At 48.0% G+C, this 24,581-nt stretch carries 18 protein-coding genes; 10 read left to right on the plus strand and 8 right to left on the minus strand.

All coding sequences use genetic code 11. From position 1 onward, the window contains the following. The 8 genes from Q8M98_01065 to Q8M98_01100 form a co-directional block, all read right to left on the minus strand. Positions 1–393, minus strand: a 393-nt coding sequence (locus tag Q8M98_01065) for a hypothetical protein (protein MDP3113340.1), incomplete at its 3' end; no start/stop codon positions are given. Between the two features lie 278 nt (positions 394–671). After that, on the minus strand, positions 672–953 hold the full coding sequence (locus tag Q8M98_01070; GenBank protein ID MDP3113341.1) for an HNH endonuclease signature motif containing protein: 282 nt from the start codon (positions 951–953) through the stop codon (positions 672–674). Positions 954–991: 38 nt separating this feature from the next. Beyond that, the gene (locus Q8M98_01075) at positions 992–1,204 is read right to left on the minus strand and encodes a hypothetical protein (protein ID MDP3113342.1); all 213 of its coding nucleotides are present in this window, start codon (positions 1,202–1,204) and stop codon (positions 992–994) included. Positions 1,205–1,295: 91 nt separating this feature from the next. After that, positions 1,296–2,249 carry a sigma factor gene (locus Q8M98_01080; protein MDP3113343.1) on the minus strand — a complete coding sequence of 318 codons (954 nt, stop codon included), beginning with the start codon at positions 2,247–2,249 and terminating at the stop codon, positions 1,296–1,298. Between the two features lie 332 nt (positions 2,250–2,581). After that, entirely contained in the window at positions 2,582–3,562 is a 981-nt protein-coding gene (locus Q8M98_01085; protein ID MDP3113344.1) for a peptidylprolyl isomerase, read from the minus strand. A gap of 169 nt (positions 3,563–3,731) precedes the next feature. Beyond that, positions 3,732–4,583, minus strand: a complete 852-nt coding sequence (speE, locus tag Q8M98_01090) for a polyamine aminopropyltransferase (protein ID MDP3113345.1) — start codon at positions 4,581–4,583, stop codon at positions 3,732–3,734. Further along, positions 4,580–4,969: an adenosylmethionine decarboxylase gene (speD, locus tag Q8M98_01095; protein MDP3113346.1), complete on the minus strand. Its 390-nt coding sequence runs from the start codon at positions 4,967–4,969 to the stop codon at positions 4,580–4,582. Before speD ends, speE begins: the two co-directional genes overlap by 4 nt. A gap of 114 nt (positions 4,970–5,083) precedes the next feature. Continuing rightward, on the minus strand, positions 5,084–5,308 hold the full coding sequence (locus tag Q8M98_01100) for a hypothetical protein (GenBank protein MDP3113347.1): 225 nt from the start codon (positions 5,306–5,308) through the stop codon (positions 5,084–5,086). A 62-nt stretch (positions 5,309–5,370) separates the two neighbouring features. Here Q8M98_01100 and asnB point away from each other — a divergent pair, with 62 nt between their 5' ends. The 10 genes from asnB to malQ all read left to right on the plus strand — a co-directional run bounded on the left by asnB (position 5,371) and on the right by malQ (position 24,177). Continuing rightward, complete coding sequence (asnB, locus tag Q8M98_01105) at positions 5,371–7,344, plus strand: asparagine synthase (glutamine-hydrolyzing) (GenBank protein ID MDP3113348.1); 1,974 nt, start codon at positions 5,371–5,373, stop codon at positions 7,342–7,344. 102 nt (positions 7,345–7,446) lie between these two features. Next, positions 7,447–8,250 (plus strand): hypothetical protein, encoded by an 804-nt coding sequence (locus tag Q8M98_01110; protein ID MDP3113349.1) that lies wholly within the window; start codon positions 7,447–7,449, stop codon positions 8,248–8,250. Between the two features lie 547 nt (positions 8,251–8,797). After that, positions 8,798–14,254 carry a protein kinase gene (locus Q8M98_01115; protein ID MDP3113350.1) on the plus strand — a complete coding sequence of 1,819 codons (5,457 nt, stop codon included), beginning with the start codon at positions 8,798–8,800 and terminating at the stop codon, positions 14,252–14,254. Between the two features lie 14 nt (positions 14,255–14,268). Then, a complete protein-coding gene (locus tag Q8M98_01120; protein MDP3113351.1) occupies positions 14,269–17,160 on the plus strand; it encodes a hypothetical protein in 2,892 nt (963 codons plus the stop codon). Next, positions 17,157–18,671: a hypothetical protein gene (locus tag Q8M98_01125; protein MDP3113352.1), complete on the plus strand. Its 1,515-nt coding sequence runs from the start codon at positions 17,157–17,159 to the stop codon at positions 18,669–18,671. The genes Q8M98_01120 and Q8M98_01125 overlap by 4 nt, the downstream gene beginning before the upstream one ends. Before the next feature lie 68 nt (positions 18,672–18,739). After that, positions 18,740–19,591 carry a hypothetical protein gene (locus tag Q8M98_01130; GenBank protein MDP3113353.1) on the plus strand — a complete coding sequence of 284 codons (852 nt, stop codon included), beginning with the start codon at positions 18,740–18,742 and terminating at the stop codon, positions 19,589–19,591. Next, positions 19,584–20,831 carry a divergent polysaccharide deacetylase family protein gene (locus tag Q8M98_01135; protein ID MDP3113354.1) on the plus strand — a complete coding sequence of 416 codons (1,248 nt, stop codon included), beginning with the start codon at positions 19,584–19,586 and terminating at the stop codon, positions 20,829–20,831. The genes Q8M98_01130 and Q8M98_01135 overlap by 8 nt, the downstream gene beginning before the upstream one ends. Positions 20,832–20,837: 6 nt before the next feature. Continuing rightward, positions 20,838–21,650, plus strand: a complete 813-nt coding sequence (locus Q8M98_01140) for an undecaprenyl-diphosphate phosphatase (protein ID MDP3113355.1) — start codon at positions 20,838–20,840, stop codon at positions 21,648–21,650. Positions 21,651–21,655: 5 nt separating this feature from the next. Then, a complete protein-coding gene (gene holA / locus Q8M98_01145; GenBank protein MDP3113356.1) occupies positions 21,656–22,675 on the plus strand; it encodes a DNA polymerase III subunit delta in 1,020 nt (339 codons plus the stop codon). Further along, on the plus strand, positions 22,672–24,177 hold the full coding sequence (malQ, locus tag Q8M98_01150; GenBank protein ID MDP3113357.1) for a 4-alpha-glucanotransferase: 1,506 nt from the start codon (positions 22,672–22,674) through the stop codon (positions 24,175–24,177). Before holA ends, malQ begins: the two co-directional genes overlap by 4 nt. Positions 24,178–24,581: the final 404 nt, after the last annotated feature.

Here is a 24,581-nt window from a genome sequence, read left to right on the forward strand (position 1 = left end):
AAGCAGAGGTAAATTAACTAATGTTGTATTGGCAGTTACAGTAAACGCATTAGATTGCTTGGGGTAATAGAAGTTAACTGTCCCGGGTTGGAACAGCTCGCATTCCACATAGTACTGCCCAGGTGGTAAAGCGGTTGCCACAAAGGTAAACTGCCCGGATGAGATAGGCGCAATTTCCGCAACAAGCCGCAAATTGGCAACATTGTAAAGTCTTGCTTGGGCAAGGGTGAGGGAGACAATATCTGGATTTGTGTTCAGTGCGACAGATCCATTTACTGTTACCGCAAAAATCTGACCGGTTATTAGCAGGATAGCCGCAACTAAAAGTAGTTGCTTAATCTCCTTGGGTGTGCGGAGTGAGGTAGCTTTGCCTGATAATAATCTTCTCTTCATTTTGAATCTCCATTTTATCATTATGGTTTAGGTTTTGCAAAAATTGCATCTCTGATCTTTTCCGCTTCGCTGTCAAGAAAAATCAGAGTTATCTGATTTTGAAACCTGAACATTCTCTGCAGAAATAATCTGCGCCTTATCAACATTCATCATTTGTCATAAACCTCCTTCGGGAAGGCGTCTTCCCATAAACATCAAACCTCAGATATTGCGCATACGACTCACTCGACATGCACACGGGAGCATGATGAAAATGTATCTTGTCTTTGCGTTCCGCTCTATGAGCAGATCCACGGATAGGCATTACCCTTGCGACGGTTATTTTTCCAATGAAGGGGCTGCAGGTTGCCGGGCAAATCTGTTCCGCCTTTTTGTACCGGGATGATGTGATCAATCTCCCAGCCACAGAGCGATGAAGTGTCTCCATAACTGTCAAATTGGATTATGGAACCTAAAACATCGGCTCTCTTTTCGGTGGTACCGAAACCGGATTGATATCTCGCTTTTTCCCACACGTCCCGGATTTCGCGCTCAGAGAAACTCGCACCGTTCGCTTTCATGTTCCGCACGTATTTCCCCTTTGCATCGAGCAAAAACATTACAAGTAATACACCTTGATTACACCGTCAACGATTACCAGGATGTATTTGCCGGTGGAGTCCTCATAGACCACTTTGATGAGAGGATCACTGATGCATCCGATATAGACGGGCAAAGTATAAGGGTCGATGTTCTCATGCTTTGTGTTTCCCAGCAGGTTGCCCATTCCAAGCAGCAGGAACAACACGGTCGTAGCTAAAAGTTTTTTCATTTCAAAACTCCTTTATTTTTATACACGTATAGTGTGAGATAAAGGAAAAGTGTCGGTACCAATAGCGTGGAAATGATTGTCTGGTAATCAGCTACGATAGGTTGAAAATAGTCTGTGGCAAGGTCATTTTCCCTGTTTCGATCTCCGGTTCTTTGCCTTCCCGAATGGGGATCATTGACGCAAGACGGTGGCGCTTGCAAGTCCTGATCAGTATCCGATTTGCTTTGCTAATAAATATCTCGAGCGAGATCATGATTGAATTCACCCCGTCGGCGTTATCAAATAGATAGACCCGATAACGGTTGTCGCCCACAGGCGTGATGCCCCAATCGAAGACATTTTGCACTCCGTCAAACACGTCACCGTATTTGCGCAGAAATTCCGTATGGTTGGTTTCGCGTTGCCGGGAGATGGCATTTGCCTTGCAAAGATCGACCAGCTTGCCCAAAAAACGTCTGATCGCCTTATATTTCTCATAAGTGAGAATCTGCGGTGTGCTGTCCCAGCCATGCGCTTTGAGGTAAGAGGCTTTGAAGTTGTGCCGGATCCGAACACTCTGTTCTCTCGCGCAGGCATAGCTGTTTTTGGTCGCGGCTGCATATTGCTTCAGGTCTTTGTATTGCATCATCTGTTGATATTGGCGCAAGTCCTTTCCGGCGAGATACTTGATGGCGCTTGGCTGATTGATGCTTTCCAAAGCTGGCAGTTCGTGCTCGAGGACTTGAACCGCGATCTGCTCTTCACGGATGAGCTCGGAAACGAGCTTTTCGTTTCGAATCTCGTCCCGGATGTTCCGAATGATGAGATTGAGAGTGACCTTGTGCAGCCAGCCCTTGATAAATTGTTTGGGAGTATTGGATTTGAGCAGGATGATCATCGCGTCTTGAGCGATCTCATCCGCCAGATCAGGTTTTCCGGTGTGTCTGAGGGCAAGCGAGAAACTATATCTGCGCAGCTCGGTAAAATAGGTTTCGATCGCGGCGCGGGTTTGATATTCCGATGATTCTGAGCTCCTTGATAAACCTTTCCCCGCCTTTCTTAACATGTACTGATTTGTAATATCTGTGGCATAATCACGCGTACCGGCTTCTGAGCCCAGCCGTGAATGTACTTTCCGGTATAACTGCTCATAGCTCGGGTCGTTTGTCTCAAGTGCGGACATATTAAACATATCTTTCCTCATACAACATAGCGCAAGGATAAACGCATACAAAAACTTGTCAAGCAGAATTATCCCAGTTTTTCATATTTATTGATATCCTATAGTCATTTGAGCATAGTGCACTTGCCACTGATAGTCTGCATGGCTGATTTGAAACGAATGTGGTAGATGCCGCTGACAGCAGTTTCACCTTTTCGGTTCATGCCGTTCCACTGCTACGTGTTCATGCCTATGGCAGAGAGGAATGCGGTTTCACGATGGATGATTCGACCCCTGAGATCGAACACCTCTATATCAAATAATCCCGGTTCGGCAGTAGTAAAACTTGCTTTGATTCCGCTTTTGGAAGGATTGGGGTGAATGTGCAGAATCTGGGGAATCTGGGGAACTGTCTCATCCGAGATTGCTGAGCCGACCACGAGGCTCCAATTGATTGTATGCTGCCAGTCGTCGCTGCTGACGGTGCATTGCACCTGATGGTTTCCGCTTTGGCTGAAGACAGTTTCAAAGATAAAGTCATCGAAATTAGTCGAGGGAGTTCCATCCACCGACCAGTTGAAATGCAGCGGCGAATGGTTTGCAACCGCTTCCACGATAAACATTTGGGGGATTCCCGCGGAGCAATAGATCGTCTCGGTTGGGGAGGGCGAGATATTTACGATAGACAGATCAAGTATGCTCAGCGTGTTTATCGTGACCGGCGTGAGGGGAAGATTATTGGCGTTCGTAGGCACTGCTCCGATGGCGAGGACGTTTGCGAGCCCTTCAATCACCTTTCCAAAGACGGCATAATTTCCATTGAGATGAGGCTGCGGTGCCAGAGTAAAGTAGTATTGCGAGCCGGCAGAGTTTGGCGCATTGGTTCTCGCCATGGCAAGGATGCCGGCTTGGTTGTGATTGAGATCGGGATGAAACTCATCCATGATCGTGTAGCCCGGTCCCCCATAACCAGTTCCGTAAGGACAGCCGTCTTGAATGACGAATCCGTTGATCACCCGGTGAAAGATCAACCCATTGTAGAATCCGCTGTTGGTTAGAGAGATAAAGTTGTTTGCAGTGATCGGTACCAGATCGTTATAGAGCTCAACGGTAAAAGAGCCCATGGATGTGTTCCAACGGGCGAAACGCAAGGCACAGAGCGGGCTCGCCGCCAACAGCGCCAGTATCAATACAATGATATAAAACCTGATCTTCATGATCCACCTCAAGCATATATGCTATTTGTTTCACATGATACAGAAGAGACGTTTTATGGCAAGCTTTTTTTGGGGGGTAGCGCAGGATGCCGATCCTGCGGATTGAAAACCGGTCAACCATAATTATCGTTTCCGCAGCAACGGCATGCTGCGCTACACAACGAACCTTTTATCCGATTAGCGCTTTGGCGAATTGGGGCAGGGCAAAGCAAGCGCGATGGATATCCGCGTTATAGTATTTCAGCTCTCCCGAATACTCATTAATACGCGGGAAAACATCTTTGGCAAATGGATCGTGGACTTTTGACGCCATCTGATACATCCACAGCCCAGCTTGATAGGTTTGGATCGCGGCTGTGTATGCATAGACGGCAGGAAAGATCGATCTCAGGCTTTGATTGCTTTTTCTGATAACCTTTTGCAGATCGGGGATATAGGGGCTTTCGCTCTGAATGCAGAGCATGCCGTCCGGCTTCAGTGAATCGAAACAATTTTGATAGAAATCGGTGTGAAAAAGCCCTTCCGCGGGTCCGACCGGATCGGTGGAATCCACCAAAATGACGTCGAAAGCAGCCATGTTTTGTTTCAGATACTCGATTCCATCGCGGAAGATCAAGCTTGCCCGCGGATCTTGTTCTGAGGCGGTCAGTTCGGGAAAATACTTGCGGGAAACGCGGGTGACCATCTCATCGATCTCCACCTGCGTGGCTTGTTTGACCCCTGGATGGGAAAGCACGCGTTTCAGCGTTCCGCAATCTCCACCGCCAATTATCAGCACCCTTTCCGGTCGAGGATGAGTGAACAGCGTGGGATGGCAAAGCATTTCGTGATAGACGAATTCATCAACGGTGGTGAGCATCAACACTCCGTCCAACAGCATGACGGTGCCAAAATCCGGGGTGTCGATGATCTCGATCTTTTGATAGACGCTCTCCTCAACGTGCAAACTTTTTATCACGGCAAAGGTCAATCCGCGTCCCGGACTGTGAAAGTCTGTGTGCCAGCGAGCGGAATCGCTCAAGCGCCCTCCGGCTTGTGCATTAGCTTGGCGCCATGAGTGTCAAAGAGACCGCGTTTGAGTTCCATCTTGCTGGAGTGCTTGCTCTTAAAGGCATCTTTGAGATGATTGAACAGCGCCCAGGGATCGATGGTCTCGCCGCAAGTGAAGATATCCACGGCGGCGTATCCATATTCGGGCCAGGTGTGAATTGCCACGTGGGATTCAGCGATTACGACGACGCCGCTCACGCCAAATGGCGAGAAAGAATGAAAGGTATGGGAGACGACGGTTGCCTGTCCGATTTCGCAGGCTTTGATCATCGCTTCGGCGATGTATTTTTCGTCCTTCAATATCTCTGTATCGCATTCGTAGAATTCCACGAGTATTTGTATTCCAAGTGCTTGCATTAGATTCCTCTTATGTGTTTATTAATCAGCGGATTTGGGTGAGATTGTCAGAACAGGGTAAAGTAAACTTGTTCTAACGGTCCGGATTGGCTTTACTGCCAAGTGGCAGCTTTCTTAGCTGATGCGGCTGTGAGAGGTGCTTGAAGGTTCCAATGTCGCGTTAAATGCTGAGAGCATAACAAGAACCTCCTTATCGTCAAGCTTCTCGGAGAGACGATCGAGCAGCCGTTCGGGATTGGCTTCTTTGTTATATCGCAGGTGCGTTATCGAGGACTTTTTCACGGCTACTCCTTTCTTGATTTTATGCGCCCATTTTTGAGAAGGCGGTTTTTCTGTCAAGCAAGAAAATCTCTTGACTCAGAGCATGAGGATAAAAAGCCTGACCAAAAGGGAGAAAACGCATGTGCGGAATCAGCGGAATATACTGTCTTGACGCGAGAGCTGGAATCGATGGTGCAATGCTTGAACGAATGACCGGTTTGATCAAACACCGGGGACCGGACGACGAAGGATATCTGGATATCCATCGTGGAGAAGCGCGTCATTACCGAGGACATGACAGCATCAGCGAATTTGATAATCTGCCCAGTTTGCCCCAAAAACTTGCCGCCACCCTCGCTTTCGGCTTCCGCCGTCTTTCAATTCTTGATCTCAGCGCTGCCGGACATCAACCGATGAGCGACAATAAACATGGTCTGCACATCGTTTTCAACGGAGAAATCTATAACCATGTCGAGCTGCGCGAGGAACTGAAAGCGCTTGGCTACGAATTTGTCAGCGGATCGGACACCGAGGTGATCCTCAAAGCCTATCATGCTTGGAAAGATGCTTGCTTGCAAAGATTTAACGGTATCTGGGCATTCGCGCTTTGGGATGCCGAAGCCGGACGCCTATTTTGTGCGCGCGACCGATTTGGCGTGAAGCCGTTCTATTACAAGGTTATAGGTAAAAAACTCGTCTTCGGCTCCGAGATCAAGCAATTGGTCGATGCCGATGACCAAAAAGACCTGAATCTGCCGATGCTCTTGCGCGGCATGAAGATAAACGGCATGCTCGCATACGGGGAAGAGACCTATTTCAAAAATATCAAAGCCCTGCGCCCGGGACATTTTCTTTCGGTAAACAACGGCAAGATAGAGACCAAAGAGTATTATACACTTGACCCAGAGACCTTTGAAAGCAGCAAATTGAGCTTTGAAGATGCCGCGCAACGCTATCGGGAACTCTTTCTCGATGCCGTGCGTCTGCAGCTCAGAGCAGACATTGAAGTGGGAAGCTGTCTCAGCGGCGGTCTTGATTCATCCGCCATCGTTAGCGCGGCATCATCAATGACTGAAAAACCTCTGAAAACTTTTTCCGCCTGGTTTGGCGAGGTTCCCGCTCTGGATGAAAGAAAATGGATCAAAGAGGTTTGCCGATCCGCAGGCTGCGTATCCCATCTCGTTTCTCCATCCGCGGCAGCGGCAATGGCGGATTTTTCCGATGCCGCTTTCTATAACGATCTGCCTCTGGGAGCTGGTTTTGCCGCTCAGCACGCGGTGATGAAACTTGCTCAGGCTCAAGGGATCAAAGTTCTTTTGGATGGACAAGGCAGCGACGAACTCAGCGGCGGCTACCGTCATGCCCAATACCGCTATTTTGCGGATTTGATCAGACGCGGAGAGCTAAAAACGCTTCCGTCACAGCTTGGCTCATACTTAGCGGGAAAGAATGCCGCTGATAAAGTCTCAAGCCTTATCAAGATCGCGCTTTCCGGCATCTTCAGCGAGAGGAAACTCTATGGCTATGAACTGAAACACCTGCGTTTTGATCCCTTTGTTCCACATTTTACTCTAAAAGCCCTCAAATCATCCCAAGGCAATATCTTCACAGAGATCAAAGATTTCGCCCCCGGCAAGCTTTCCTCGTTCCTGTATAATATGATCTACACGACTTCGCTGCAGACCCTGTTGCATTATGAAGACCGCATGTCCATGGCGGCGGGCATCGAAAGCCGTGTGCCGTTTCTCGATCACCGTTTGGTGGAGCTGGTTTTTTCCCTGCCTTCAAGCTATAAAATCAAACCTCCTCAGGGCAAGCTAATCCACCGTGCCGCCATGCAAAGCATCGTTCCCGAGGCAATCTTCAAACGCAGGGACAAATCCATCTTCGGCGCACCCTTCCATCAATTGTGGATGCGAAACCAACTCAAGGACGAGATCGGTTCGCTGTTCACAGACCATGTTTTCCGTGGGCGCGGCATCTGGAATCTGCCATTGATCAACGCCCGCTGGCAGAGCTATCTCAAAGGCGATAACTCACAGGCGGAGATGCTCTTCAACATCCTTTCCGCGGAAATCTGGTTTCGCCGCATGATCGACCAAACAATCAAATGACACTACCTTTCGGAGCATAATTTGAGATATCCAAGCACTATATTTTGCATGATGATGATCCTGTCACTCAACTCCTGCAAGTGGCTTTTCCAGAAACCCATCTTGGAAAAGATCCACGACGTGAAGGTGCTTTCCTTCAGTCCGGATAAGATCGAATTAGAGATCGCGATTTCGGTCAAAAACCCAAATTCCTACCAATTGAAGCTGAATCAACTCAATATTGATCTGCTCAACATAGACCGGGATCGCATTGGAATGGCGGAACTGAGCAAAGCGGTGGAGATTCCGAAAAAACGCTCAGCCGCGCTGCATTTCAAGGTCAGCCTCGAAAGCCGCCCCACCGTGCGGATGATCAACAAATCCGATTCAAGAGTCTTTTTCTACGTGAGCGGCAAAGGCGAGGGCAGGGTGCTTTGCTCAAATAAAAAGTTCGATTTTGAAGAACCTGTTGAGCTCGACTTGCGCAAACACCTTGAAGACATGATCCCGCGCTTTGAAGCCGAAGGCGCCGGTCTTTTTCAGATTAAACGCAGCTATGTGGACAAACTTGGCATCGCGGAAACCAAAATCAAGATCGATTTCATCCTGCTCAATCCCTACGGTTTCACTTTCCGGCTAAAGGAGTTTCCCGCGGAGATTTTTATCAATGACAAACCCGCCGGAACGGGAAACCTCGCCAACCAGCTCAATTTCGACGAGAATATATTTTCCCGGGAAGAGAGCATGCAGTTTAAGGTGAATAATTGGAAATCCATCATCGGCGCGGTCAAGGGTGCCGTCAAAGGCGAGATCACTTATCGCGTCAGAGGCATGCTCATCATCGACGCCTATGGCATCGAGATCCGCAAACCCTACACCTATGAAGGCAGCGTGCCTGTCAGTCTCAGCGATTATCTGTTGAATTGAAGCATCGCCGCAACCCGATGCTATGCTGAAGCCATCACCTATAACTTCATATACCACATACTCTCTCAAGCTTCGACTATAGCTAACCGCTTTCTTTGCATTGCGTTTCATATTTTTCCTCACTTTAACTGTCAACCAAAATCAGGAAAGATCAAGGAAAGATCACTATTTCTTCCTCTTTTCAAAGCGTTAATCAAGCCTTAATCAAGCGTAATAAAACTAACGCTTGATTAACGCTTGATTAAGGCTTGATTAACGCTGTCAAGTAGTAGCGCAGTATGCCGATCCTGCGGAAACGAAAGTTTGGGCAAAAAATGGGCAAAAAATGGGCAAATCTGCCCCCCTATCTTCCCAAATCTTCCGAAGATGTATCCCCACAGCTTTCCATAATATCTTTCCATAATGTTGATCCTCAAGGGCGTGAGGAGGGTGAAAATGCAACTGGAATTCCCCGGCAAGATTAACGTGGGTATCTGAGCAAAGATTAGTATTGACAAGGAGGGGGGATTTCAGAAACTTGGGCAATGATATAAGGGAGAAGATTTCGATGTTTATAGATCATAGATACGAAGTGTTGGAATCACTTGGTTCCGGCACCTGGGCAAATGTCTATAAAGTGCGTGATATCCGCACTGGGGGGCTTTTTACGCTGAAGCTTTTCCAATATCTGTCTTCGGAAGATATCTATGCCCGGTTCAGCGCTGAAGACATGCATCACATCACCAAGATTGAGCATCCAAACCTCGCTCAGGTGGTGGATTTTGGTCATGTGGGCGATCATATCTACTTTATCAGCGACTATTTTGAGGGCAATACGCTCAACAGTTTCCGGTTTGGCAAGACCAAGATCGGCGCTCTCTATGAGATCGTCGTCCAGATCTGCTACGCGCTCCACGCCTTGCACACCCAAAACATCATCCACAAAGACCTGAAGCTGGAAAACATCCTCTACAAAACAGACTCGAAACAGACTATAGTCAAGCTGATCGATTATGGATTTTCTAAGGTGGATGTGAAAAGCACTTCGCAGATGATCTCCGGCACCCTGCCTTATGTCGCGCCGGAAGTCTATATGGGAAAAGAGGTTGGCTTTGCCAGCGATTTCTATTCACTGGGCGTGATCCTCTATCGCATTATCACCCGCACCTTTCCATTTAACCTTGAACAAATCAACACTCTGATTTCCGGCAGTCAACAGTATTTCATCCCCATTTTCCCGTCGGAGTCGAATAAGGACATCCCCCTATCACTGGAAAAGCTCGTTTTGCGGCTGCTTGAACGCAATCCAGACAACCGTTTTCAGAGCAGCCAGGAAATCATTGCTTATATCAACCGCGCCACAGAGCGCCAATATCCCTTCTCCCTCTCGTGGTCGATGGTCAATACAATGCGTTTCAACAGCTATATTGTGCGTGAAAACTATTCCCACCAGATTCTCGATCACCTGCCATCGGTGCAACAATCCAACGGCAAAATCATCTCGTTGATGGGTGGTGACGGACTCGGCAAGGACAACATCCTCACGCTATTCCGCTACCACCTCCTTGGCGGAGAGTATTTTATCTATGACTATGCCTGCACAAGAACGGATCACGAGGCTTTTTTTGCGCTGATCAAGGAATACATCCAATCCTTCTCGCCGGAGGAGATCAACGAGTATGTGAGCTTGCAAAATATCTCGGATAAGTTTAAGAGCTATCTCTTTGCCTCTGAGAAGGAAGCGAAAACGCTCACCCAAACCCAGGAAGAGCTTCGCATAGATTTTGACTCCGTGAAATCGTTATTGATCGATCTGAGCATCCGCAAGCCGATTATCTTCATTATCCGCAATTTCCAATACGTCAATCGCCACACGATCGATTTCATCAATTATCTTTCACCCTTCCTCGTGCGCAACCGGATCATGGTGGTGCTGAGTTGCAATGAATTCAACAAAATAAACCAGATCGAACACACTATCCTTGTCCACATCCCGATGCTCAGCACGGAACAAACTCTGGCATACATGAAACGCCTTGTCCATGAATCGGTGCCTGAGAGTTTCGCCACCATCGTTCATCACCGCAGCGCAGGAAATCCGCAATTTGTGCGCGAAATCATTGTGGATCTGACACTGAAGAATAAGATCAAGAGAGTTGATGGGGAATTGATATTCCCTGATACGCTCGCCGGTTATGCCATACCAAGCCGCATCCTCCATTCGGTCTATTCTCGCATGAGCCATATCACAGCGGCGAACTATGCCCATCTGCAAAAGTTATCCGTTGTCCAGACCCCGCTCTCCCGTGAATTGATTCTTTCGATCCTCAAATTGAGCGATAGCGATCTCTATAATCTGTTGGGTGATGCCACCTACAACGAGATTCTCGTCAAATGCGGCAAACATTACTATTTTACATTTCCGGAAGCAAAGCTCCGCTTTTTTGAAGAAACCGCGGTCAAAGTGCATATTCTCGTCTCCAAACGCGTGATCCGCTACTATAAAACCAAGACAGTGACGGACATCGAGACCTGTCGTGGCATCATCGCCAATTCCGAGATCGCGGGAGACCTTGTTTGTAAGCGTCTTTTCTGCCTGCGCCTTTATCAATTGCTCAGCGAGGAAAACCATCATGAAGCGGCTTATGAAGCGATCCTCAGCGCGCTCAAGATAGATTTTGAGCCCGCCGCGGGCATCGATATGAAGGATGTCATCCTTGATCTGATCTGCTTTCAGGAAAAGACGGAGATCACTGGGTTTTTCAAGGAAGCGGATTTTATAATCGACCATCGGGACAGCATCCCTGAGCTGTTTGAAAAGTATTATGTTTTGGGCACCCTCAAGCTCCTCGCTGAGGACACGGGCAATGCTCTTGAACTCTTCAAACAAGCGGAAAAGCTTGCCCTCACCGGCAGACAGCGAGTTCAGGGCTATCTTTCTCTCGCGCAAGTCTATAACCGCATCGATTCTAAGCAGATGAAGCTCTGTCTGGACAAGATCGATCCCCATCAGCTCAGTCTTGACCTGAAGATCGCCTATATTGACCGCCTTGCAGTCTATCATTCATTGAACAAGGATAACGACAAAGCGATCAAGATCATCGAGGATTTTTTGGCGGAAATCCCTCCCGGACACGACACCCGCGTGATGCTCCGTCTGGCAGCGATCCACAACGACCTGGGCGTGTTTTACAGCGATCAGAAAAATATCTCCGAGGCGGCAGAACACTTGAACCTCGCGCTGGGATTGTGGAAACGCCACAACATCAACCGTTATTTGGGCTTGATCTACAACAATATGGCGGATCTCTATCTGAAGCAGGGGATCACCGTCGTAGCCATGGAATATGCCAAACAGGCACACCACTATGCAGCCAAACTCAATCTCACTATCATTCAGTCGCTGGCTCTGCTCAACCAGGGGGAAGCGAAGATCAAGATGGGGGATTTCACGGGAGCGGAGATAAAGCTCAACGAAGCCGGAGTATTGGTACGCTCTGTGGGAAGCACCAGATATTTGGATGCGATACAACGCAATCTTGCCCTCGCCAAGAGCAAGATCATCGGCTTTGGATATTATCTTAGCTTTATCAAGGAAAACGAGCCACAGCTCTTGGAAGGCTATGTCCCCGAGATCAATCCTTTGGTAAAGACCTATTTTTACTATCTGAACGAAATGTCCAACCCCCAAAAGCTGCGTCGTCTGGTACGCAAAAACGTGCATATCAACTATAGCCACATCCACGAAGAGGAATTTTATCACAACGTCCTCAGCTTGCTCGCTTATTCCGAAAAGGACTATGAAACCGCGCTCAGCGAACTCAAATTGGCGATGCGCTATGCGGGTGAGATCAGCAATAATTATGCCATCGCCGTGTTCTATACGATGCAGGTCTTTTGCCATTACGGCATGGGAGACTATCAAAAGGCAAGGGAACTGGTGGAAACCGCGAGACCAATCATCGCGGAAAACGAGTATCGCTATTGGCAGATGAAGCTGGATATCATATCGCTGATGCTTGACCTCGTAGATGAAGAGATCCCCCTGCGCGGCATTCTCCGGGAGGTTAACCGTCGTCTGGAACTCTGTGGAGAGTATCATTATTATCAACTCGCCGTAGAACTGATGCAAATGAAGGTCCAAATCCTCCTTGTGATGAACGCCGAATTAAACGCTTTGGAAGAATATGAACGCTATCAGGCGTTCCTCGATAAGGTGACTGCGGATATCTGCGAGGACGACCGAACCAACTATATCGCCGTAAATCTCGGCAATCTCAAGACGCTCAAAAAGTTTGAGCTGGTACGCATCGTTTCCCGCAGCAAGGATATGCGCAACAAATGGAACGAGCTCTTATATAACATCGCCAATCTGAACAGCGTGGAACGCATCCGCTTTCTCATCGAAAAAGGCATCTGTCAGGTGATCTCTCCCTGGCAATTTAAGCTCATGGTCTATTCGGAAAAGATATCCAATTACTATTGTTTTCATAGCTATAACTGTGCTCAGGATAGCCTGATAACCCCAGAATATCTTCCTTATGTGGAGAGGGCATTTGATGCGGATAACTTGGTCGTTTTCACTTTTCATCATCAACACACCATGATCATCCCCCTGGTCTCCGGAACCCGCAGGATCGGATTCATCATTGTGAACGACTCCGGCGAGCTGGAATTCACCCGCTCTGAGATGTCGATCATCCGCAGCGGCAGACAACACATCGCTGCTCTGATTATCAGGATCAACGACTATTCCGAAATCACTTTGCGCATCGCCAAAATGAACCAACTGATGAAGATCTCAAATGAACTGATGCGCAACGTCGATATCCTCGATCTGGAACGGGAGATCGTTTCAGCCGCGATCGATTTTACCAACGCCACGCGTGGGTTTTTGATCAAAAAGGACGCTGAGGGAAACAACCTTTATCAAGTGCAGATGGATCACCAAAAGCAAATACTTTCCAATGTGTCCGGCATCAGCAAGACAGCGCTTTCCATGAGCCAAACTTCCCAAAGCGCAGTGAGCACCTTCAACGCCCTCGAGGACAAGAGTTTCAAGAGTTCGATCAGCGTTCAGGAATATGCCATCCACACCATCTATAGCTGCCCGATCAGGGTAGATATGATCGTCTATGGCTATCTCTATCTGGATAATCTGGGAGAGAACACTCGAGAGATGTATCTGAACGATGAGATTATCGATCTCTTTCAAAAACAGGTGGAGATTTCGATCAAAAACGCGCTCCATTATGCTGCCATATTGAAGAAGGGGTCTGAACTAAACGAGATCGAAAGCATCAAAGACGAATTTATGGCGATCGTCTCCCATGAACTCAATACTCCGCTCACTACGCTGCAAGGCTATGTCTCCAGGCTCAAGCGCAAGCTCTATTCGGACGATGAAGAACGGCAGGAAATCGTTGGTAAGATCGAGAGCTCGGTCAAGAAGCTCATCCTCAGCTCAGGTGATATCAGCACGATGAACTATTACAACTTGGCAAAAGACCTTGTCAAAGCTCCCATCGAAATTACTGAGATAATCGACCTGGTGCATCAGGAAGTGGAGATCCTCTCCCGCAAACGTAATATGTTCATCAAGATGGAGATCGAAGCCAAGCTACCCAAGATCATGGCAAACTGGGAAGCCATCCACCGCATGATACACAACGTCGTTCTCAACGCCATTCGCTTCACCAACAATTTTGGCAACATCACAATCGGCGTCAGGCGTTCTGTCTTTCCCCAGGAAAAGATCGACAACAAGGAAAGTCTCGTCATTTTCGTGCAAGACAACGGCATCGGAATACCTGAATTTCAGATCAAAAACATCTTCCGTAAATTCTATGAACTGAACGATATCTATGCCCACAAATCCGGCACGGTGGAATATCGCTCCAGCGGATTGGGTTTGGGACTCTCGACTGCCAAACGGATCGCAGAATTACACGGCGGTTCCATCAGCATCAAAAGCAAGGAAAACGAAGGCACCTCGGTGTTTTTGATCCTCCCCTTCAAACATTAAATATGAGATATGCTATGCGAAAGATCAGTCTAATCATCATCCTGATGCTCCTCTGTGCCATAGTTTTGAGTGCGCAGAGCCCGCGTGAACTGGATGACTTTTCCTACATCATCGAGCTTTATGACCTGGGCGAATATGCTGAGGTCGAAAGCGAGATAGATTTCTTCAAACGGCAGTATCCGGATTCGGCTTTCAGGCTCTATACGGATTACATCGTGGCAAACATCGCCCTCAGCCGTGGTGAATATCGACGCAGCCAAACTATCTACAGTGCACTGATCAAGAACAAACTGCATCCGGACATCCTTGGTGACGTCTATCTGAACTATGCCATCAGTTGCTATCAGACGGGAGAATTGAATCGCGCCATAGAGCTGCTGCAGCATCTATCATCCATACTCGATCACCCTTATTACAACTATCATGCCAACGTCTGGCGGGCGAAGGCATATTCCGCACAGGGCATGTATCTCTCCGCGGAACACGAATATACCAAGGCTTTGAAACAAACCCCGGCAGACAAACAACTGCGCTTTGATCACTATCGCGTGCTCCTCAAGCTTGATCGTGACGACCCCGCGCAAACGATGATCGCCAAGGTAGACAGCCTCGAGAGAGAAAGATACACTCTCGCCTGGCTGGAGCATCTACTTTATTATCAACGCTATAGTGATATGGATGCCTATCTCGGAAAGAACAATATCAACGTAAGCTCCGCTACCGATCCCATGCGCCTTTTGATGCTTCGCAAGGCATTGGCGGTCAAAGATATGGCTATGGCAGAGAACCTTCTGGGGATGATAAAGTCTGACCCGGAAGCCAAACGCTATCTGAGAGCGCTGTTTCTGATGGAAAAAGGAAAAAAAGACGAAGCTGATACCATATTTCGCGATCTGGTACGGGGAGCTGAGCCGGAGATCAGGTTTTTATCCTATCTGGAAAGGCTCAAAATCAGTTTCGGGACGAATCCACAACAAGCCATCGCTGCTCTCGAGGACTACATCGCATCCCAGACCACGCAAAGCTGGCGGGGCGAGCAGTATTTACAACTCGGCGTCTTCTATTTTGACCGACAGGACTATGCTTCCGCCATCCGCAATCTTGTCAAAGCCAGAAACTTTGAGCTTAATCCAGAACTGCTCGACCGGCTGGAGTTTCTGATCCCGGAAGCCTATTATTTTCTCGGGGAAAAACGTCTCGCAAGGGACAATTTCAACCGCTATCTAAACCTCTATTCACGCGGACGTTATCGTGAAAAAGCACTCTTGCGCATCGGCATCATCGCCTTTCAGGACAACGATCAAAAACTGGCAAGCGCGAACCTGAAACAGATCGTGGAGATGTATCCAAAATCAGAGACGGTCTCGTCGGCGCGTTTCTATCTGGGAGAGATTAATTTTTATGCGTCCAATTACAATCTGGCGCTGACGGATTACACTCTCATCGAAAATGATCCCAAGCTCGGAACGGATGCGCGTCGCCGCATTGTCCAATGCCTTTTTTACCTGGAGGATTATTCCACCGCCCTGGCGAAACTGGGAAGAATCCCCAAATCCGAATGGAACCTTGAGTTGCAATTGCTATTGGCAAGCGTGCATTTCAACCAAAAGAACTATCAGCATGCTCTGATCGAATATACAATCGCGGAAAACATGGCAACCACGCCACAAAGCAAGACCGAGGCTCAGAGCTACAAAGCCTACACCCTCTATTACCTGAAACGGTTCAACGACGCCTCCGCGCTGTTCTATGATCTATCCAAGCTTAGCGCCAGTCCGGACATCTATCTCTATCAAGCGGCAAAATCCGCCTACCAGGCTCGCAACTATAAGCATGCTTTGTATTTATACGACATGCTCATCGATGAATACCCAGATTCGCCGTATTTCTTGAAAGTCCTCACTGAAATGGCATATTCAAACTATAATCTGGGGCTCTATGAAGTTGCTTTCGCAGACTGGCTGAATATCCTAAGGCGCTACACGGCGGTCACTTCCATCTCTGTCGAGGATCAAAACCAGCTTGAGGATATCTTCAACGGCATATCGATCTCCCTGTCCCATTTGAAGGATATGCAATATGTCGTCGATCTGATAGGGATGGTGGAGACATTCAACAGCGAATACATCAAGTTTGAGCTTCAGTTCATCCTCGTCAAGCAATACGCGGACACTAAACAGTGGCGCGAACTCTTGGCGGAGGCGGAAAAGATCCGGCAAAACTACCCGACTCGCCGTCATAACGAGCTTGAGCTCCTGATGGCGGAATCGCTCATCCGTTTGAACCAAGCTGCACGGGCGGAAAGCCTCGTGAGCGACATCGACACGGAAACTATTTCTACCGAAAACCTCCTGCGCTTGGGTGAGCTTGCACTGCTAACCAAGGATTATGAAGTTGCCATGGAGAAATATCTCCAAGCCTTTGAACGGCAAGCGAGTCCGGCTCTGTGGGTGGATATTCTCGATCTCTCTCAAAAGCTTGATTTTAATGATTTTGAGCGGACCTGGCAGATGGGCATGCAGAGGAACTATGCTCATTCACAAGCACGCATATTGCGTCTGAACTATCTGATGTACAGTAAGTTAGATGTGGAAGCCGAAAACTTGGCAAATTTGATCCTCGATACGGACAACAACCAGTATAACCGCGCACAGGCTGAGACCGCCAAAGGAACGATATTCTACCAAAGAAAGGACTTTGTCCGTGCCATTAGTTCCTTTCGCAGGATCCGGCTCATCTTTAGGGATTTTCCCGATATCCTTGTCAATGCACATTATTATTACATCGTCAGCCTCATTCAGAACGGCGCTCTCAAAGAAGGACAGCTCGTGCTCTGGGAAGTCCAGATTCAATTCAGCGATGATCAGATCATCTCGATCAACAAGCTCCTGGACGATAAAAGATGACGAAGAGCCTCCTGATTCCGATCCTCTTCGCGTTTACGGCTTTTGCCCTCGGACAGGTGCAAACCCTCCCGGAAGTTGAGATTCAGGGCGACGCCAAGATCAGGTTACCATTGATCAAGAAACCGGTGACACTCGAGCATATAGTCAGCGATGCCGATTCACTGCCCAGTTATTATCCTTCTTCATTACCGGAATCTGAGTATGGGCGGTCATTGCTTTTTCATCCAGCCCGCAAGGCAACGCTCAAAGCACGGCTCAGCACGGATTTTGGCAGCGAGGTCGCCATCACCTGGTATCCACGTTTGAGACATATACCTCTGCTCAAATTCGACGCTGAAATAGGTATTCCCGGCTCCAAGTGGTTATATCAAAGGGAAGAGCTTGATCTGGGCATCCGTCTCAGTCCCCGTCTTGGTTTCAACGCCGGTGGGGGATATCAATACGCAGACACCGATTACTATAGAGTCCATGGCTTATACATGAGCCTTGCCAATCGCTATGACAGCCTGCGCATCGGCAGCGTCAAGCTCGCGAACCTGAATACTGAGATCGGCTTTGATCACCTCAACCAACAGATCGAACTCGATGGCTTGGGTGGAGACCATATCTATTTGCGTCATAAACACCGCCTGAAGTGGGATAAACATCAGCTACAGAGTAGCTTCCTTCTTGCATCAAACGCCACCGGCATCGCTTTGCAATACCGTCCGCTCTACAGTATCTGGAAACTACCGAGGCTGGAGTATGTCATGTTGACCGATTTCCGTCATATCATTCCAAGCATCGCCTTTTCCCATAGGTTCGATCCCGGCAGAAATCTCATCCTCGATGTGGAGAGCAGTCCCTACATCGAAACGGCTTCCCAAAACGAGCGACTGAAGGAATATAAATGGTTTGCTTTGGGAACTTACAACCGCGTCTCATCGGTTCCGCTCAATCTCAACGCGGATATCTATTACTGGGTTCCTTCCATACAGCGCTTGCCGCATGGCAGAAGCATCTATAGCTCACGCCTTGGCAGGATCGGCATATCACATACAATGCGTTATATTCTTGATGCCCCAACGCTAGACGGTGGCGGTTATCTGAGATTGCCACGGGTGCGCTATACCGACGTTTTTGAGAATATCAGCGTGCTCAAATTCGATTATCAGCTCTGGGGAACAGATCTAAGCCAAAGCCTGCAGCTCAATATCTCTCATCTGCCGGATCAGGAGATGAAAGCCAAGCCCTATACACCTCTCTACACATCGCGCAGCGAGCTTTCCAGACGCGTTTACGACATCGATTTCAAGCTTGGTTTCGTGGCTGAGTATTTTGTCAAAGATCACCTTGGTGAGAATCTAAAACCGGTGACCGATCTCAGCCTCGGAGGTGAATATCGAGTCTGCAAAAACGGAACCGTCTTCACCACGCTGGAAAATATCTTTGGCACTCCCTACCACAGCTACAAAGGTCTTCCTACCAAAGGTAGAAACCTCGTCGCCGGTTTCCGCTACTTGCTCTACTAAAGGATTTGGAGTTCGCGGAATGTGTGAAAATTATCGCTTGAGCAACTCATTGAAAGAGAAGTGCAAGAATGAACGATAGGGTCAGAAAGTATCTCTATCAGGCGGCTCGCTACTTCTTTGGTGATTTCAACGGAGTGCAGGTGTTTCTCTATCCCGGTTTGCTGTTCTATCTGATCGACCGTGAGAGCCTGCTTCAAGTTATCACCCGGTTGTTTTTGATCAACGTGCATTATTTCCCGATCAGCATATTCTTTATGTTGATGATCTATGTCGGATTCATTATTCTCAAGAAATACACCATGTATTTCACGGACAATGTCCGGCGCTCAAATACCGACCGCGAGCTATTCAAAGCATTCATTATTGATCTGCACGAAAAGCTTTTGGTCGTGGTCGTGATCTTCATGCTCGCCTATGTCTTTGCCGCTTTCATGAAATACTTCTATGGTTTCCGGGTGCCGATGAAAATGATCTTTCCGATGGCGACGCGAGTCATCTGCATATTTCTGATCGTTTATTATTATTTGGCACATGTGTGGACGGAACCGATCCGCCTCTGTGGCCATAATCTGAAATATTCACGGTTGCGTCTGATGGTATTTATCAGACGCAATCCTTTCTCGTTCATACGCTTTAGCATCGTGCTCACGTTGATGATCATGATCAGCAGCAAGCTCTATTATGGCATAGTCCAGTATGTTTTACATCCAATATTGACCGATCTTTCCGGTGGAAGGGAATCTGCATTTACTTTCATCCTCATCCCCCTTGAAGGAAGCTCTGCTCTGGTCTATAACGTCCTTGTAATCTCCGCAGCATTCATTATCTCCAACCTGTTTTTCGCTCCGTTGGTCTATGGCGTCAACCTCTTTGCACATCAATATCACCCTTTAAATATGAGATACCAACCCCATGCCTAAACAACGCGCCAAAAGGAAAAAAACCGGCAAAGGGAAAAGCAAAGCCTCGAATATCGGCGTCTTCATCGTTGTCGGATTGATCTGTGCAACGCTCGTGTGGTACATCATCCGCGACACGTCGATCTTGGAAAGAAGCAAAAACGACGAGAAGTCAGAACAGGAAGCCACCGCTCCAGGCGCAAAGGGAAAAAACTCCAACAACGGGTCACAGATATCTCCGACCGATTTATCCGCTGCCCCTGCTGAACAAAGCCTGGATCTCATCATCGAATCCACCCTCGAAAACATGGATATCGCATCCCACATCTATCGTCGGCAGACAAAGCCAGATAGCTATATCTACAACGTCCCCCTCAACCGCGGAGAGATGGAGATGAATTATGCAAACATGCTATTCAAGGGCTATGTCGAGCGTGGGGGAGGAGTGCTTGACACCGCTATCGAAAGCGGTAGCAAACAGATCATGACCTTTAGTAAAAAGGGAGACCCCAAGAAATATCAAGTTGTCCTCTATTACGATTCCAAGCCCTATGCCACAAAAATCACGTCGCGTAATATCGCCATCGTCGTGGATGATTTTGGCACCATCGGCGGCGAGCTTTTGGAGGGCTTCTTAGACCTGCCGCCAGAAGTTACGTTCGCCATCTTTCCGGAAATGCACAATAGCGTCCACACCATGGATAGAGCCCATCAGCAAGGACGCGAGAGCATCATTCACGTGCCGATGGAACCTATCGGCTTCCCCAAGGTCGATCCCGGTAAAAACGCCATCCTCGTCCAAATGAAGGATGGCGAGATCGACCGTCTGATCAACCGCTTTATCAATAATATGCCGCTCTGCATCGGCATCAACAATCACATGGGCAGCCTTGCCACCACCGATCCGGACATCATGCAAGCCGTCATGATTACCGTCAAGGCAAGGGACAGGATATTTCTCGACAGCCGCACCTCAAACGTCTCAGTGGCATATCAGACCGCTCAGAAAGCGCATATTCCCGCTTTTCGAAACGACATCTTTCTGGATTCTCCGGATATCAGCAAAAAAACCATGGACGCCAAGCTGGAACAGATCATTTCCATGTCCGCAACAAACAATAGCATCATCGCCATCACGCATTGTCATAACAAGGACAAACTTGTCTATTTGCGGGAGTTTATCGCCCGCCTCAGAAAAGAGGGCTTTAATCTGGTTCCGCTTTCCAAGATCGGAAAGTATTCGGTTCCGCAAATCTTGTGAGTTGATATGAACTTCTTTACTTCGATATTAATGGGCATTTTGCAAGGGCTGACGGAGTTTCTCCCCGTGAGCAGCTCCGGGCATCTCGTTTTAGCGGGTCATCTCTTTGGTATCAAGGAAGATGGCAATATCCTATTTGAAGTGTTTTTGCATCTCGGCACGCTGATGGCAGTACTCATCTATTTCCGCAAGACTCTGTGGGACTTGGTAGTATCTCTCACAAGCTGGCGCGGAACCTTGCGCAGCCAGGTGCATCGCCACAACCGCCTCATCCTCCTCTATCTGATCATCGCCACGATCGGTACGAGCATAATCTATTTACTTTTCGGGGATTTCTTCAAGTCCTTGTATGACAAACCGATGGTTGTGGCATTTATGCTCCTTGTCACCGGCAGCGTGGTTTTCATCTCGGACTACGTCAAAACCGGATCAATCCCTTCAAACTCGATGGGAATCATACGAGCGCTCATAATCGGTCTGGCACAGGGGCTGGCGATCATCCCGGGTCTATCGAGATCGGGCGCCACTATCGGCACCTCGCTGTATTGCGGGCTCAAACGCAAAGACGCTGCATATTTTTCCTTCCTATTGAGCATTCCCGCAATTTTGGCGGCGAATATCAGTGAGTTCGGTGCTTTGCGCCAGCTCGAAACAAAGCAGTTTTCCATCTATCTGGGTGGATTCCTCGCTTCCTTTGCAGTGGGCTATCTCGTCATGTCCATTCTCATCCAATTGATCCAACAAAACAAGCTGAAATATTTTGCCTATTACTGTTGGTTTATCGGACTTTCTGCCATCACTCTGTTGTCCATGAACTAAGCATAATGAGCGCGATATCCATCACCGCCCAGGAATTTGACCCCTCCATCGTGGAGCTTGGCAAGTCTTTTCTGATCATTGGCACTGACGCGTATCTCATAGACCAGGTGTGCGACGCCGTGCGCATAGTCCTCAAAGATAAGTTTGGTGCGGATATCATCATACTTTATGCAGACGAGATCAAGATCGCTGAATTGAATGATCATCTGGATAGCTTTTCCATCTTTTCCACTGCCAAGTTGCTCTTCATCAAAAACGCGGATAACCTAAACGTGAACACGAAAAAGAAGGAACTACAGGCATTGGCGGATTATTTTTCTGCGCCGTCCGAAAACCAGAGCATGCTCATCGTCGCCGAAAAGGTCGATCTGCGCACCTCCGCTTGGAAGAAGATCAAAGAAGGTTGCATCCACATTTTATGCGATCCTCCAAAGTATGGGACTGCGATCCGCCCCTGGCTCGAAAAGCAGCTTCGCGCCCATGGTAAAAGTATGGACAGCAGAGCGATCGAAACTTTCTGCTCGCGCATCGAGCTGGATTATGCAAATGCCAATAACGAACTGACCAAGCTGATCCTGCTCAATCTCGATTCCAAGCTGATCAAGGAAGCGGACGTTTTGATCAGCATCGGCAGCTCGCGCGTGGGAACTTTGATCGATTTTTATCGTGCGATGGGCACCCGCAACCCAAAGAACTGCCTCGAATTGCTCGAACGTATGCTCAATTCCGAATGGGAGGCATTGCAGGTCTCTTATCACCTCAATAAATTCTATAACATCATCTGGCGGATATTGTTGCTCAAACAAAACCACATCACTCCAGCCGAGATCCTCAAGACCCATCTGGCAGAACTGTATCCCAGGCAGAGACAGGAGTTTATCAATTTCTCAAAAAATTATAATCTTGCCGATATTGAAAACGCCTTGTCTCTGCTTTTGGATACCGATTCCAAGATCAAGCTCAGCGCCGCCCAACCCGCAGTGCTTCTCGAGATGTGCCTTTTGGGGATCTTGGCGGCAAAATGAAAAAACATGGCGTTTTACTACATATCAGTTCTCTGCCGGGAGATTTCGGGATCGGAGATTTTGGTCCTGCCGCTTACCGGTTTGCCGAATATTTAGCGCAAAGAAAATGTGCCTACTGGCAGATATTACCACTAAATCATTGCGGTTACGGCAATTCACCATATAATCCTATCTCGGCGTTTGCATTAAATCCATATCTGATCAGTCCGGAATTGCTCTTTCAGGATGGGCTTATCGAATATGATGATCTGATCTCTGCAAAGCATCCATCCTCGCCCCAAATCGCCTTCGAAACGGTTTTCAAAGCAAAAGACAAGCTTTTCCGCAAAGCGGGGGAAAACTGGCTAATAAACCACGACGTCCATGCTTTCATCAATGAAAACGCCTATTGGCTGAAACCATATATTGCATTCACCACCCTGTGCAAGCTCTATGAGGATTGCACCTGGAACAGTTTCGCGCCCCAGCACAGACGCTATTCGGATCAGCTCTATGACAAGCTGATGGAGGATTTCTCCACCGGAATGCTCAATACGGCAGCCTGTCAGGCAATCCTCGAAGATCAGATATCTCGCTTCAAAGCGGTTTTGATCGAAAATAACATCACCCTCATTGGTGATATGCCGCTCTACCTATCCCTCCACAGCACTGAGGTTTGGGCACATCAGGAGCTCTTTGAACTGACCGAAAACGGCGAGCCCACAAGCGTGGCAGGCGTTCCACCCGATGCCTTTGCCGAGGAGGGACAGCTTTGGGGAAACCCAATTTACAGATGGGAGACGATGCGCCATCAACGTTATCCGCTTTTCACCGCTCGCATCGGACACGCTCTTAAGTTTATCGACCGCTTGCGTTTGGATCATTTCATCGGATATGTGAACTATTGGAATGTGCCATGTGCTTGGGACGCTAAAACTCAAAAACATATCCTGCCGGAAGATGCCAGAGGCGGAAATTGGATCCCTGCTCCGGGAGATGATTTCTTTGGTCATATCTGCTATCATTTTTCCGCCGATCGTTTCATCGCCGAAGACCTTGGCATCCTAAACGAAGAGGTTTGCCGCATCCGCGGGAAATATGGCTTCCCCGGCATGATCATCCTACAGTTTTGCTTTGAAGAAAGCGTACCACGGGTACATGAATATCCTTTTGACCGCTATCTCTATACCGGAACGCACGACAATCCGACCATACGTGAATGGTTCGAAGCACTTGAACCAGAATCAGATAGCTATAAAAACTTAATGCAGTATGTGAAAGAAAATCCGCATATACTTGATCCGCAAGCGGATGAGCAGGAGATAAGCTATAGAATTGATGATTTCATCAAAGCCGAAAACATCCACAAACTGATGATAAACATCACACTAACATCAGGTTGCGAAAAAATTATCATTCCCATGCAGGATATTCTTGGGCTGGATTCCTACGCTCGGATGAATATCCCCGGTACCGCACTTGGTAATTGGCAATGGCGTATGACTGAAAATTTGGTTCTTTGATGACCGATTCTGCCGATTTGCCAAGCATCGCCCCTGCGATTACTCAAACCGTCATATCCAACCTTCCACCCTGCTATCTATTCATTTTTCAGTGATCTAACAGTATCACAATGACAATCGCCTCGATTGTCCACCCTACTCACCACTCGAGACGTGTGAAATTACAAATCTGACTGCCAATTGACTCTCCAAATTGACTTCCAATTTGCACACCACCGCAACATCGGCATGTTGCGCTACATCCAAAGCGTAAATCAAGCGTTAATCAAGCGTTAATCAAGCGTTAGTTTTATTACGCTTGATTAACGCTTGATTAAGGATTGATTAACGCAGCCAAGGCGGAGAGCAGTGTAGCGCAGCATGCCGATGCTGCGGAAGCGACTGGGATAAAATGAATTGAACAT

The organism is Candidatus Cloacimonadaceae bacterium, assembly GCA_030693415.1.
Lineage (GTDB): Bacteria > Cloacimonadota > Cloacimonadia > Cloacimonadales > Cloacimonadaceae > JAUYAR01.

Bases quoted from the DNA above. Each gene is read 5' to 3' on its own strand.
- Q8M98_01080 (MDP3113343.1), bottom strand. From the start codon at position 2,249: ATGTTAAGAAAGGCGGGGAAAGGTTTATCAAGGAGCTCAGAATCATCG.
- Q8M98_01135 (MDP3113354.1), top strand. From the start codon at position 19,584: ATGCCTAAACAACGCGCCAAAAGGAAAAAAACCGGCAAAGGGAAAAGC.
- malQ (MDP3113357.1), top strand. From the start codon at position 22,672: ATGAAAAAACATGGCGTTTTACTACATATCAGTTCTCTGCCGGGAGAT.
- asnB (MDP3113348.1), top strand. From the start codon at position 5,371: ATGTGCGGAATCAGCGGAATATACTGTCTTGACGCGAGAGCTGGAATC.
- Q8M98_01070 (MDP3113341.1), bottom strand. From the start codon at position 953: ATGAAAGCGAACGGTGCGAGTTTCTCTGAGCGCGAAATCCGGGACGTG.
- Q8M98_01115 (MDP3113350.1), top strand. From the start codon at position 8,798: ATGTTTATAGATCATAGATACGAAGTGTTGGAATCACTTGGTTCCGGC.
- Q8M98_01120 (MDP3113351.1), top strand. From the start codon at position 14,269: ATGCGAAAGATCAGTCTAATCATCATCCTGATGCTCCTCTGTGCCATA.
- speD (MDP3113346.1), bottom strand. From the start codon at position 4,969: ATGCAAGCACTTGGAATACAAATACTCGTGGAATTCTACGAATGCGAT.
- Q8M98_01130 (MDP3113353.1), top strand. From the start codon at position 18,740: ATGAACGATAGGGTCAGAAAGTATCTCTATCAGGCGGCTCGCTACTTC.
- Q8M98_01140 (MDP3113355.1), top strand. From the start codon at position 20,838: ATGAACTTCTTTACTTCGATATTAATGGGCATTTTGCAAGGGCTGACG.
- Q8M98_01085 (MDP3113344.1), bottom strand. From the start codon at position 3,562: ATGAAGATCAGGTTTTATATCATTGTATTGATACTGGCGCTGTTGGCG.
- holA (MDP3113356.1), top strand. From the start codon at position 21,656: ATGAGCGCGATATCCATCACCGCCCAGGAATTTGACCCCTCCATCGTG.
- Q8M98_01125 (MDP3113352.1), top strand. From the start codon at position 17,157: ATGACGAAGAGCCTCCTGATTCCGATCCTCTTCGCGTTTACGGCTTTT.
- Q8M98_01075 (MDP3113342.1), bottom strand. From the start codon at position 1,204: ATGAAAAAACTTTTAGCTACGACCGTGTTGTTCCTGCTGCTTGGAATG.